The sequence below is a fragment of the Allonocardiopsis opalescens genome, from assembly GCF_003002095.1.
GTDB classification, from domain to species: Bacteria; Actinomycetota; Actinomycetes; order Streptosporangiales; family Streptosporangiaceae; genus Allonocardiopsis; species Allonocardiopsis opalescens.
On sequence record NZ_PVZC01000007.1, the window covers coordinates 177057 to 189418 of the forward strand.

Here is a 12362-nt window from a genome sequence, read left to right on the forward strand (position 1 = left end):
AGCTAGATGGTGCGGGCGGTGCCTGCGAGGTAGGCGGCGTGCGCGCGGGGGTCGGTGCCCTCGACGTCGCTCAGTGCGATGAGCCCGCCTTTCGGGACGGGCCGGCGCAGCCGGGCGCCGTCGAGCAGGTAGTAGGGCGCGGCGTCCGGGGTCGGCGCGATCATGACCGGCGCGACGCCCGCGATCTCGTGGTGGTGCCCGGCGACGGCGAAGGCCGTGCCGGCATCCAGGTCGTCCGTGGCCCGCGCGGCCAGCACGGTGGTCCAGCGCGCGGGCGGCGCCGCGGCGCGGTCGACGGCGGCGTGCACCGTGAGCGGCGTCTCCACGCCCATGTAGTGGTAGGGCCAGTAGACGCACGCGTAGCGGCCGTCCCGGCTGAGCACGTGCCCCTTGCCGCGCAGGGTGCGCCAGGTCGCCGGGTCGCCGGTGCGGACGACGGCGAAGACGCCGCCGGCGAAGCTCGCCTCGCCGGGCAACCGCAGCGCGGAGAAGACGTCCACGATGCCGTCGCGGCCGGTGATCCCGCCGTGCTCGCGGGCGGCGTAGACGTCGGCCAGCTCGCCGATCCGGGCCACCGGGTAGTGCAGGGCCTCGACGTCGGCCGTGGCGCCGGTGCGGGTGGCCACGACGGTCATCTCGCAGGAGTCGGCGGCCGCGGCCCGCTTCAGGCCCCGCACCGCCTCGGCCCGCCGCGCGAGCACGGCCGGAACGTCGTCGCCGAGTTCGAGCAGGCCGAGCAGCTCGGGGGCGTCGACGGTGGCGCCGGCCTGGGTCACCCGGCCGGTGGCGGGGTCGAGCTCCAGGTCGTATTCGCCGGACTTGCCGATGGCGACCACGTCGAGGCCGACCGCGGCGACCCAGTCGAGCAGGCGCAGCAGGTTGGCGGGCTGGTCGCCGTCGCCCGGCAGGTAGCTCAGCCCCCGCTCGGCGGCGCGGGCGCTCAGCTCCACCCCGGTGACGGTGTCGACCTCCTTGCTCACCATCACGACGTGCACGCCGTGGTCGAGCGCGGCGGCGGCGTAGCGGTAGCCGTCGGCGACCCGCCCGCACGCCTCGACGAGCACGTCGACCGCGGCCCAGTCGACCGCGTCGCCCGAGGCCGCGAGCACGACCATGCCCTCGGCGACGTGCCGCGCGGTGTCGGCCGGGTCGGCGGAGCGGACGACCCTGGCCGGGTCGGTGCCGAGTTCGCCGAGCGTCCGCCGCACACCGGGCACGTCCGGGTCGATGAGCACGGCCGGCACGATCTCGGGCGTCAGCGCGAGCTGCGCGAGGAAGGTGCGCCCGTAGCCGCCGTTGGCGCCGGTGAGCGCGATCCGGATCGGGGCCCTGCCGCGAGCGGTGTGAGTGAGGATCACCGTTGTTCTCCCGTGTGCACCCGCTCGGCCGTCGAGCCGGGTCCGGGTCACTGTGCCAGGGATTCCAAGATCGCACAAGTTTGCAACAAATCTTCACATACGGTGTGATGACCAGGTAGGCGGGCGACCCCGCCACGGACGGCAGCCGCGGGGCGGCGAGAGAGGAGCCGGCATGCTCGGGGCCATCGCCGACGACTTCACGGGCGCGACGGACCTGGCGACGATGCTGCGCCGGTCCGGCCACCGCGTCGCGGTCGTCATCGAGGACGGCGCGCTTCCCGCCGGCGACGGCGGTGCGGTCGACGCGGTCGTCGTCGCGCTGAAGACCCGCACCGCGCCGGTCGCCGAGGCGGTGCGGGCGTCCATCGGCGCGCTCGGCCGGCTGCGCGCCTGGGGCGCCGACCGCTGCTACCTGAAGTACTGCTCCACCTTCGACTCCACCGACACGGGCAATATCGGCCCCGTCCTCGACGCCCTCGCCGACGCGCTCGACGCCGAGCGGGTGGTGGTGGTCCCGTCCCTGCCGGCCAACGGCCGCACCGTGTACCACGGTCACCTGTTCGTCGGCCCGGACCTGCTGGAGAACTCCTCCATGCGCAAGCACCCGCTCACCCCGATGACGCGCTCGCGCGTCGCCGAGCTGCTGCGCCCGCAGACCGCGCACGAGGTCGCCGAGGTCCCCTGGGAGACGGTGCGGCTCGGCGGCGAGGCGCTGCGCTCGGCGCTGGCGGGCACGTCCGCGCGCTACGCGGTCGTGGACGCGATCGAGGACGCCGACCTGCTGGCGATCGGCGCCGCGACCGCGGACGACGTTCTCGTCTCGGGCGGCTCGGGGCTCGCTCTCGGCATCCCGGGGCCGCGCCGCGGCGGCGCGCCGTGGGTCGCGCCGCCGCCCGGCCGCGGCGCCGTGCTGTGCGGCAGCGTGTCCCGTACCAGCCTGGCCCAGGTCGCGCATGCCGCGCTCGACCGGCCCGTCCGCCGGATCGACCTCGACGCCGCCCTGGCGGACCCCGGCGCGGAGGCGGCGGCCATCGCCGACTGGGTGCTCACCCGGCCGCCCGACACCGCGCCCGTGGTGTGCGCGGCCCGGGAGCGCGCCGACGTCCGCGCGGAGGTCGGCGGCACACCGGGCGCGGTGCTCGTGGAGGCGGTGCTGGCGGACGTCGCCGCCCGGCTGGTCTCCTCCGGGCAGGTCACCGCCCTGGTCGTCGCCGGCGGCGAGACCAGCGGGGCGGTGGTCAGGGCCCTCGGCGTCGGCGTGCTGCACATCGGCCCCGAACTCGCCCCCGGCGTGTGCTGGGCCACCGCCGACGCGCACGGACGGGGCATCGCGATCGCGCTCAAGAGCGGGAACTTCGGCGGCACCGACCTGTTCACCCGCGCATGGGAGGCGCTGAGGTGACGGGCATCGGCGAACTCATCGCCGCGGGACGGGCCCTCGTCGACACCGGGCTGAGCCCGGGCACCAGCGGCAACATCAGCCTGCGCGCCGGCGAGCGGGTGATCATCACCGGCACCGGCGCCCCGCTCGGCGCGCTCACCGCTGCCCACTTCGCCGAAGTCGCGCTCGACGGAACACACCTCGCCGGTGCGCGCCCGTCCAAGGAGACACCGCTGCACCTGGGCCTGTACGGGCGCGACGACCGCCACCGCGCCGTCGTGCACCTGCACTCGCCGCAGGCCGTCGCCCTGTCGTGCCTGCGGCCGTGGCGCCCGCACAACGCCGTGCCGCCGCTGACCCCGTATTTCGTGATGAAAGTGGGCCAGACGCCCCTGCTGCCGTACCGTCATCCCGGCGACCCCGCGCTCGGCGACGACATCCGGGCGCTGGAGTGGCCGGTGCGGGCGGCGCTGCTGGCCAACCACGGCTCGGTGGTCGCCGGCGGGACCGTCGCCGAGGCGGTCGAGTGCGCGACCGAACTGGAGGAGGCGTGCCGGATCGCGCTGCTCACCGAGGGCCTGAGCCGCCGCGAGCTGACCGACGCCCAGGCGGCCGAGCTCGCGGCCCGATGGAACAGCCCGTGGACACGGGTGGACGCAGACTGACCCCGGGAGGACCCATGCCACGCTCGACACCGCTCATCCCCGAACAGCGAAGGCAGCAGATCCTCCGCATCCTCCGCACCGAGCAGGTGCTCAGCTACCGCCAGATCACCGAGCTGCTCGGCGTCAGCCAGATGACGGCCCGCCGCGACGTCGCCGCACTGGCCGGGCAGGGGCGGCTGCGGGCGACCCAGGGCGGCGCCGCGGCGATCGAACGGCTCGACGCGGAGCCGCTCCGCGCGGAGAAGGCCCGCACCGACCTGCCGCAGAAGTCCGCGATCGCCCGCGCGGCGGCCGAGCTGGTCACCGACTCCATGACGGTCTACCTCGACGCCGGCACCACCGTGCAGTCCATCCGCCCGCACCTCGAAGCCCGGCGAGGGCTCACGATCGTGTCGAACGACCTCAGCACGATCCACGCCTTCCTCGACCACCCCGGCGCCGAGCTGATCTGCGTCGGCGGGCGCGTCGACCGCGACAACGAGTCCATGATCGGGCGCCTCGCGACGATCACGCTCTCTGAGCTGTGCCTGGACCTCGCCCTGCTGTCGTCGAGCTCATGGGACGTCCGCCACGGCGTCACCACGCCCGTCGAAGCCAAGATCGACCCCAAGCGCGCGGCGCTCTCCTCGGCCGGCTCCGTGGCGCTCCTCGCCGACAGTGGCAAGTACGGCCGCTACGCCAAGTACCGCGTCCTCACCCTTGACGAGCTCGACACGGTGATCACCGACACCGGCCTCGGCGAGGCGGAGTCCGAACAGGTGGCGGCGCTCGGCGTCGAAGTCGTCCTCGCGGACCCGGACCGGCCCGCCGGCGACCCACCGCACGGCCCGGCGGAGGCCGCGCCGCGGTAGCCGGCCCGTCCGGACGAAGCGGACGGGCCGGCCGGGGCCGCCGATCGGGGATGCCGGGCGGCTACGGCGTCACCACCCTGCCGCCGAAGGTCACCACCAGGCGGCCGTCCGCGGCGAAGGACCAGCCGAGGGTCCCGGTGTAGGAGGAGCACCGGGAGCCGTTGGAGCCGGACCAGAACTGGTTCGAGCCGTCGGCGCTGCCGATGATCCTGTCGTTGGTGCCGTCGCCGCTGAAGCAGGAGACGTTCTCGCGGAAGACCGAGGTCCCGCCGTCGAAGTTGAAGTTGCGCTGGCCGCTGTCGATGCTGACATTGCCGGAGATGGTCATGGTGCCCGGGTTCCTGTTGTAGGTGAACCCGTGCCTGCCGTTGTCGTAGGCGATGTTGCGCCGGATGACGTGGTCGACGGGCACGTCCTCGCCGCCGAGCTTGTAGCCGTTGCGGTCGCCGCTGGAGTTCTGGGTGCCGTCGCTGAGGGTGCCGTTCCCGTAGGACAGCGAGTCCTCGATGGTCACCGCGCCGATGGGGCCCTCGTCGGCGTAGGTGTAGAGGTCCCAGCCGTCGTCGATGTTGTTGTGGGCCACGGAGTAGCGGAAGACGTTGCCCGGGCCGGAGGTGAGCTTCGCGGCGAAGCCGTCGGCGTCCTCGCCGTCGGAGTCGGCGTTGTCGTGCGAGCGCGCGCTCAGGACGAGGTTGTTGGCGGGCCACTGCTCGCGGGGGGTGCTGGAGGTCGCCCGCGCGATCTGCAGCCCGGAGTCGCGGTTGAACCGCGTCACCGTGCGCTCGAAGATGTTGTTGCTGCCGCCGACGAAGATGCCGTTGTCACCGGCGCGCTCGACCACGATGCCGGAGACGTGCCAGTAGGACCCGTTCACGGCGAGGCCGCGGTTGGCGGAGTTCTCGCTCTGGGCCGAGAAGTTCAGCACCGGGGTCTCGCCCGGGTAGGCCGACAGCCGGGTGCGGTCGCCGGCGGTGCCGTTGCTGCCCTGCGGGATGGTGACCGTCTGCGAGAACTGGTAGGTCCCTCCCCTCAGGTAGATGGTTCCGCCGGGGGCGATGCGGCTGATCGCCGAGGTGAGCGTGGTCGGCGCCGCCTCCGTGCCGGCCGCGCCGTCCTGGCCGTCGGGCGCGACGTACAGGGTGTCCCCCGACGGCTGCGGGTCGCCGTTGCCGCCGTCGGTCGTGACGTCGAGGTAGTCGATGTTGGGCAGGCCGCCGGAGCCGGTGGCGGCGAGCCTGATGGTGTTGCCGCCCGCGTTCAGCGGCACGGTGAAGTTCTGCGTGGCCCAGCTGGTCCACGCCCCGGTGGCCTGGAACGAGGCGGACTGGACGGTCGAGCCGTTCACCACCAGGTTCGCCGCCCGCGCGCTCGAGCTTCCGTTGGCGAAGCGGACCGCGAGCTGCGCCTGGCCGGACGCGGGGGCGTTGACCGTGAACTGCAGGGACGCGCCGGTGCTGTTGGTGGTGTCGCAGAAGCCGGAGCCGGAGAATCCGGAGTGCTCCGAGGCGACCGCTCCGTCGCAGGCGGCGCTCTCCGCCTCGTACCGGACCGTCGCGGCGTGCGCGGTGCCGGCCGCGGACAGGACCGTCGCGGCGGCGACCAGGCCGGTGGACCAGACGGCCACCAGCGTTCTCCATCTCCTTCGTCGGGGCATGGTTCTCCCTTTCTGCGTGACGGTGTTCGTCGGGGGTGCGGACCGCCGTGGCCGCTGGAGGGTGCGGTGCGCGCGGCCGGCGGGCTCCGGGTTCTCGGGCTCCGCGGGGTGATCGCGGGCATGCGGAACCGGGGTGTCGGGTTCGGATCAGCTGATCGCCGGACCGGCGGTGCCGTCGACCGGTGTGCCGGTCGGGCGGTGGCAGGGCCGGCGTCGCCCTTGTCAGGGCGCGGCCGGTCCCAGCGGGGCGGGTGCCGGGTCGGGAGCGCGCGCCCGCGCCGAGTGCCGGGGCGGTGGGGCCGGACGGGGCGATGAGGGCTCGGGGACGGGGACGTCATTCATCGGTGTTCATCGGTTCGCGACTCCTAGGTCCCCCCTTGGAAAGCGCTTACCAGAGTCTACCTCGAACGGTCCCGATACAAACATGCACTGGTATATCAATCTGGCCCGAGGGCTCCGCCTCACTGCACCGACCAGCCGCCGTCGGAGGCGAGGATCTGGCCGTTGACGTTCGCGCTGTCGTCGCTGAGCAGCCAGGTGATCGACGCGGCGAGCGTCGCGGCCGTCGTGACGGGCGGGATGAGCGCGAGGAACGGGCCGAGCCGGTCCCGGCCGAAGTCGGACGCGGCGGCGCCCGAGATGCCCGTGGCCGTCGGGCCGGGGGCGACGGCGTTGGTGCGGACGCCGCTGGGGCCGTAGAGGAAGGCCGCGCTCTTGGTGATGCCGACGACCGCGTGCTTGGCGGCCGTGTAGGCGGTGCCGGCCGCGTTGCCGCGCAGCGACGCCTCCGAGGCGACGTTCACGACCGCGCCCTTGCCCGCCGCGAGCATCACCGGCAGGACGGCGCGGCTGAGCTTGAAGGTGCCGGTGACGTTCACGCCCATCACGCGGTCCCAGACCTCGTTGCCGAGTTCGTGCAGCGGCAGCATCCCGTCCATGATGCCCGCGACATTGGCGAGGCCGTCGATCGTGCCGCCCGCCGCCCCGACGATGCGCTCGATGTCATCGTCGCTGGTGATGTCGCCGGCCACCGGCACCGCCGCTCCCTCGGGCGAGGCGGTGGCGAGCTCGGCCAGGCGGTCCGCGGCGAGGTCGACGGCGATGACGCGGCCCTCTTCGGCGATGATCCGCTCGGCCGTGGCCCTGCCGATGCCCGATGCCGCGCCGGTGACGATGACCGTGCGGCCGGCGAAGCGCGCGCCCGGGGCCGGCGCCGGCTCCTCGGCCGGGATGACGCCGCCGTTGGCCCTGGCGACGAGGCCGTCGACGACCTCCTGGCTCAGCCGCCCCTGGCTCATGGTGACGAGCGTGTTCAGCGGCAGCGGCCGGACGCGGTCCAGGACGCTCTCGTCCTGGCCGATGGCGGCGAGCAGTTCGCCGATCAGGGGCGCGCCCACCGGGTGGCCGAGCCAGCGGGCGATGGTGTCGTGGCCGGTCAGCGGCTTGTCGTTGTCGGTCATCCCATTCCTCTGCTCTGGTGCCGTGAAGAGGTCGCCCTGGCCGTGCGCTGCCGCCGCGGACCGCGCGTCGGCGCATCCGTCCTCGCCGCGGCCGGTCCGGCCGCGCACGTACCGCCGGCCGGCGTCAGTCGGAGGCGTCGGCCGAGGTCTGCGCCCTGGTCTCCTTCTCGTCGTCGCCCGGCTCCGGTGCCTCGCGCCGGGCGGACCTCGGCGCGAGCCGCCTGAGTTCTCGGCTGACCGCCCGCAGGCCCTGCTCCAGCGCGCCGAGTTCCTCGGTCGTCAGCCCGGCCAGGATGTCGCCGCCCAGTTCGGGACGGGCACCGATCAGCTGCCGGACGACCGCGCGCCCCCGTCGGGTGGGGCGCACGCGGCGCACCCGCTGATCCCTGTGGTCGGTGGAGCGTTCGGCGAGCCCCTGGGCGACGAGCCGGTCGACGAGCTTGGACATCGACGCCATCGAGACCTGGAACATCGTGGCGAGTTCCGCGCCGGAGGTCGCGTCGGGCGCGGTGACGATCACCGTCAGGACCTTGACCTGCTGGACGGTCAGCTCCGTGGCCAGCAGCGGCTCCAGCATGCGCGGGATCGAGCGGGTCGCGATCGCGTGGGTCAGCGCCTCGATGCCGCGCAGCAGCTGTGCCCGTTCGTCGTCCGGCATGCCGACACCGTACCGCGCTCATCCTCGGGCCTCTCTTGAGAATTGCTTAACCTGAGTCTAAGTTATTTTCGGCGACGGGGCGAACTCGCGGGGTGACCGGGCGCCCGGAAGGCGGTCGCGGCCGGCCGCCGTCGCCGATCCCCGCGGCTCCCCGGAGCCCGTGCAGGTCCACCAGCGAAGTGAGGGCAGTCCATGACCGAGTCCAGCCCGGCGTCACCGTCCGACGAGATCGACCTGGCCGCGCTGCGCGCCAAGTACGCCGCCGAACGCGACCGGCGCCTCCGCCCGGACGGCCCGCGGCAGTACCGGCGGGCCGCGGGCGAGTACGGCTACTACGCCAAGGACCCCTACACGCCGCGGGCCGAGCGTGAGCCGCGGGCCGACCGCGTCGAGGCGCTGGTCATCGGCGCCGGCTTCGGCGGCCTGCTGACGGCGGTGCACCTCCGCAAGGCCGGTCTGGAGTCCGTCCGGCTGATGGACGAGGCGGGCGACGTGGGCGGGACCTGGTACTGGAACCGCTATCCCGGCATCCACTGCGACGTCGAGTCCTACGTGTACATGCCGCTGCTGGAGGAGGTCGGCACGATCCCCAGCCGGCGCTACGCGCCCGGCGAGGAGATCCGGCGGCACGCCGTCGCGCTGGCCGAGAAGTTCGACCTCTACCGCGACGCCCTGTTCCACACCCGCGCGACCCGGCTGACCTGGGACGAGGCCGGGCACGAGTGGACCGTCGAGACCGACCGCGGCGACCGGATGCGCGCACGCTTCGTCATCACCTCGTCGGGCACCCTCACCCAGCCGAAGCTGCCCGGGATCCCCGGCATCGAGGACTTCCGCGGCCACACCTTCCACACCAGCCGGTGGGACTACGGCTACACGGGCGGCGACCAGGAGGGCGGGTTGACCGGACTCGCCGGCAGGCGCGTCGCGGTCGTCGGCACGGGGGCGACCGGCCTGCAGGTCATCCCGCACGTCGGACGGGACGCGGGCCACCTCTACGTGTTCCAGCGGACACCCTCCACCGTCGACGTGCGCGACAACCGCCCGACCGACCCGGAGTGGGCGGCCTCGCTGCGCCCCGGCTGGCAGCGGGAGCGCATGCAGAACTTCCTGGAGGTGCTGGCGGGCGAGCCCGTCGAGGAGTCCCTGGTCCAGGACGGGTGGACCGCGACCACCAAGCTGCAGCGCAAGATCCTGTCCGGCGCCGTCGACACCTCGCTGCCGGCGGAGGAGCGCGAGCGCCGCGACGAGCTCGCCGACGCGCTCACCATGAACCGCCTGCGCGAGCGGGTGGCCGCGATCGTGCGGGACCCGGCGACCGCCGACGCCCTCAAGCCCTGGTACCGCTACATGTGCAAGCGCCCCGGCTTCAGCGACGAGTACCTGCAGACCTTCAACCGCCCCAATGTCACGCTGGTCGACACGGCCGACACCGGCGGCATCACCCGGATGACCGAGCGCGGCGTCGTCGTGGGCGAGACCGAGTACGAGGTGGACTGCGTCATCTTCGCGACGGGCTTCGAGACCGGCGTCTCCGGCGTCCTCTCGGGCACCCTGCCGGTTATCGGGCGCGGCGGCACCGCGCTGCTGGAGGCGTGGAGCCGCGGGCCGCGCACCCTGCACGGCTTCTACAGCCACGGCTTCCCCAACCTGTTCCAGCTCGGCGCCCTGCAGAACGCGAACTCGGCCAACTTCGTGCACATCCTCCAGGACCAGGCCGAGCACATCGCCGCGGTGATCGCCCGGGGCAGGGAGGTGGACGCGGCCTACATCGAGCCCTCGGCCGAGGCCGAGGCCGCGTGGGTGCGCACCGTACGGGAGACGGCGACGGACCTGCGCGCCTTCCAGGCCGAGTGCACGCCCGGCTACTACAACGCCGAGGGCACGGCGTCGGCGACCGGCATGATGTACAGCCCGGGGCCGGTCGCCTTCCAGCGCGTGCTGCGCGAGTGGCGCGACGGCGGCATGCACGACGTCCTGGTCCACCACGACGCGCTCAGCACCCGCGCATGAGGGCGCGCTGGCGGGCCCCGGAGCCGGGCCGAGACGCACGGCCGCGCCGGGGCGGCCACGCCCGCCGGGCGGTCCGGCGGGCGCCGGCCTCAGGCCCGGTGGCACTGTGCGCGGCCCTGCTGGCCGGATGCGCGGCGGAGGCGGCGCCCGCCGCCGGACCCGTCGAGCGGCTCGCCGAGCGACTCGCGCACGTCACCTCGCCGCACGAGTCGACGGGGATGACGCTGCTCGAAGGCCCGACGCTGGGGCCGGACGGGGACCTCTACCTCGTCGACGTCACCGCCCCGCCGGGCGAGCCGAAGGTGCTCCGCGTCGACCCCGGCACCGGCCGGGTCACCCCGGTCTACACCGACACGACCGGCGCCTACACCTCGGCCCAGTTCAGCCCGCACGACGGCCGGCTGTACCTGACCGACATCCTCACCGGCTCGATCCTCAGCATCACCGCGGACGGCGAGGATCCCGCCACCGTCTTCTCCGGCTCCGTCGAGGGCGAGCCGATGGCCCCCGACGACCTCGCCTTCGACCAGGACGGCCACCTCTACGTCAGCGACACCACCGGCCACGACTCCCCCACGGCGGAGCCCGCGGGCCGGATCGTGCGCATCGACCGCGCCGGGGGCGAGGCGACCGTGCTCGCCGACGAACTGCCCGCCCCCAACGGGATCTCCTTCGACGAGGACTTCGCCGGACTCTGGGTGAGCCAGTACCACGGCAACCGCGTCGACTACCTCGGCCTGGCCGAGGACGGCACGGCCGTCGCCTCGACCCACCCCGCGATCCACATCGACGCCGGCCGCGGCCGGGTGGACTCCAACGCCGTCGACGCGGACGGGAACGTCTACCAGGGCTTCCACGGCAGCCCCGAGATCCGGGTGTACGACCCGCGCGGCACCCATCTCGCCACCATCACCGCCCCCTCGACCGAGGGAGAGCCGGCGTCCGCGACCAACCTCGCCATCGCCCCCGGGTCCACCGACGCCTACCTGACCGTCAGCGGTCCCGGCGGCGGATTCGTCTACACCTTCACCGCGCTCGCCCCGGGCATCCGCCAGTCCAACGGCGGATGACGGCACGGCGCCCGCGCGGTCCGGGCGGCGCGAACGCGACGCAAAGGAGATCATTGGCGGCAGATTTTACCGCGGCGGCCGGGTCGCGAACGGACATACCACCGAATTCGGAAAGGCCACTTTGAACCGTTTCCACTGATCTTTTCCGGCCAGTCGAACATTCAGGGCGAAACGGCTGACAACCGCGTGATCGGTAAGTGAGAATGGCGGCCGTGAACGGAAGTGAAATCGTCCCCGTGTGGGAAGACGGTGTCGCCTACGGCTCCTGGCCGGCCCCCGACCTGAGCCAGGTGCGGATGCTGCACCAGCTCTTCCAGCCCGCCCAGGAGGTCGACGGTCGCTGGCTGTCGTGCGGCCCGACCGCCCCCGCCCCTCAGGACGGGCGCGACCTCCTGGCCAGCCACTTCCTCAGGAAGACCCAGGATCCCGGCGAGTCCGAGCGGGACCGCCGGGAGTTCGCCGCCGTGGCGAACCTGCTGGACTGGGAGGCCCACGACGAACTCGTCGTGCTGGGCCGCCGCTACCGGGTCGTGCGCATCGAGCGCTACTGCGTCTTCAGCGGCGGCCTCCCCGAGGGCCCGCACGCCGGCGACCACCCGTCCGCCCCGGTCGACGCGCCCCCGGGCTACGGCACCGACCTCAGCCGCGACGCCGTCACCACCCGGGCCGCCACCGTGCTCAAGGACAGGCTGCGCGACTTCGTCCCCGGCGGAGGGCTGATGCCCCGCGAGGTGACCGCCGACGCCCTGGTGCGCACCGCCCTCCACCGCGACCTCGTCCTACTGCCGGCGGGCTTCCAGCTCGTGGAGACCCGCGACGCCGGGCGGCGGTGGGGCATCCTCCTCGACCACCACCCCAGTCCGCAACGCGCCCACGACGCCCTGCTCGGGCACTTCGAAGCCCGGTTCCGCACCGACGTCGACTGGAACGACGACACCCCCGCCCACGTCCGCGACGCCTACCGCCGCGCCCACGAAGCCTGCGCCACCGACCGCATGCCCACCGCCGTCACCGTGCTCGACCGCACCTACCGCATCGCCCGCACCATCCCGATCGTCCGCCACGGCATCGACGGCCCCGAAACCCCCCGCGACACCGACCACGACCCCTACCCGCCCCCCGCCGCCCAGGCCCAGCAGGCCGCCGACGAAGGGCAGCTCACCGAACACGACGACCCCGACCTCATCCCGCCCCGCCCCACCCCGGACGACCGCCGCTTCCTCCCCGGCGCACGGCCGTGATATCGCGTACG

General features: G+C 73.7%; 10 protein-coding genes. 6 read left to right on the top strand and 4 right to left on the bottom strand.

The annotated features are described in order from the left end of the window. Positions 1-2 precede the first annotated feature (2 nt). Complete coding sequence (locus tag CLV72_RS22475) at positions 3-1358, bottom strand: homoserine dehydrogenase (protein ID WP_106249910.1); 1356 nt, start codon at positions 1356-1358, stop codon at positions 3-5. A 172-nt stretch (positions 1359-1530) separates the two neighbouring features. Here CLV72_RS22475 and otnK point away from each other — a divergent pair, with 172 nt between their 5' ends. Genes otnK through CLV72_RS22490 form a run of 3 tightly spaced genes read left to right on the top strand, consistent with a single transcriptional unit; the run spans position 1531 to position 4255 of the window. Next, the gene (gene otnK, locus CLV72_RS22480) at positions 1531-2760 is read left to right on the top strand and encodes a 3-oxo-tetronate kinase (protein ID WP_106249911.1); all 1230 of its coding nucleotides are present in this window, start codon (positions 1531-1533) and stop codon (positions 2758-2760) included. After that, on the top strand, positions 2757-3404 hold the full coding sequence (locus CLV72_RS22485; RefSeq protein WP_211303042.1) for a class II aldolase/adducin family protein: 648 nt from the start codon (positions 2757-2759) through the stop codon (positions 3402-3404). The genes otnK and CLV72_RS22485 overlap by 4 nt, the downstream gene beginning before the upstream one ends. 14 nt (positions 3405-3418) lie before the next feature. Further along, positions 3419-4255 (top strand): DeoR/GlpR family DNA-binding transcription regulator, encoded by an 837-nt coding sequence (locus CLV72_RS22490; RefSeq protein ID WP_106249912.1) that lies wholly within the window; start codon positions 3419-3421, stop codon positions 4253-4255. A gap of 61 nt (positions 4256-4316) precedes the next feature. Here the strand turns inward: CLV72_RS22490 and CLV72_RS22495 are convergent, their stop codons facing one another. The 3 genes from CLV72_RS22495 to CLV72_RS22505 form a co-directional block, all read right to left on the bottom strand. Further along, positions 4317-5879 carry a CBM35 domain-containing protein gene (locus tag CLV72_RS22495; protein WP_425428105.1) on the bottom strand — a complete coding sequence of 521 codons (1563 nt, stop codon included), beginning with the start codon at positions 5877-5879 and terminating at the stop codon, positions 4317-4319. A 491-nt stretch (positions 5880-6370) separates the two neighbouring features. Then, a complete protein-coding gene (locus CLV72_RS22500; RefSeq protein WP_106249914.1) occupies positions 6371-7369 on the bottom strand; it encodes an SDR family NAD(P)-dependent oxidoreductase in 999 nt (332 codons plus the stop codon). Between the two features lie 124 nt (positions 7370-7493). Beyond that, positions 7494-8027: a MarR family winged helix-turn-helix transcriptional regulator gene (locus CLV72_RS22505; RefSeq protein WP_106249915.1), complete on the bottom strand. Its 534-nt coding sequence runs from the start codon at positions 8025-8027 to the stop codon at positions 7494-7496. Positions 8028-8219: 192 nt separating this feature from the next. On the opposite strand from CLV72_RS22505, the gene CLV72_RS22510 reads away from it, so the two are divergent. The 3 genes from CLV72_RS22510 to CLV72_RS22520 all read left to right on the top strand — a co-directional run bounded on the left by CLV72_RS22510 (position 8220) and on the right by CLV72_RS22520 (position 12351). Then, positions 8220-10040 (top strand): flavin-containing monooxygenase, encoded by a 1821-nt coding sequence (locus CLV72_RS22510; protein WP_106249916.1) that lies wholly within the window; start codon positions 8220-8222, stop codon positions 10038-10040. 98 nt (positions 10041-10138) lie between these two features. After that, positions 10139-11110 (top strand): SMP-30/gluconolactonase/LRE family protein, encoded by a 972-nt coding sequence (locus CLV72_RS22515; RefSeq protein ID WP_342755686.1) that lies wholly within the window; start codon positions 10139-10141, stop codon positions 11108-11110. Between the two features lie 212 nt (positions 11111-11322). Further along, positions 11323-12351, top strand: coding sequence for a DUF5954 family protein (locus tag CLV72_RS22520; RefSeq protein ID WP_146159529.1), 1029 nt, complete (start codon positions 11323-11325; stop codon positions 12349-12351). Positions 12352-12362 lie beyond the last annotated feature (11 nt).

What these genes read in the sequence shown, in the direction of transcription:
- CLV72_RS22510 (WP_106249916.1), top strand. Translation starts at nt 8,220, where the DNA reads ATGACCGAGTCCAGCCCGGCGTCACCGTCCGACGAGATCGACCTGGCC.
- otnK (WP_106249911.1), top strand. Translation starts at nt 1,531, where the DNA reads ATGCTCGGGGCCATCGCCGACGACTTCACGGGCGCGACGGACCTGGCG.
- CLV72_RS22490 (WP_106249912.1), top strand. Translation starts at nt 3,419, where the DNA reads ATGCCACGCTCGACACCGCTCATCCCCGAACAGCGAAGGCAGCAGATC.
- CLV72_RS22500 (WP_106249914.1), bottom strand. Translation starts at nt 7,369, where the DNA reads ATGACCGACAACGACAAGCCGCTGACCGGCCACGACACCATCGCCCGC.
- CLV72_RS22505 (WP_106249915.1), bottom strand. Translation starts at nt 8,027, where the DNA reads ATGCCGGACGACGAACGGGCACAGCTGCTGCGCGGCATCGAGGCGCTG.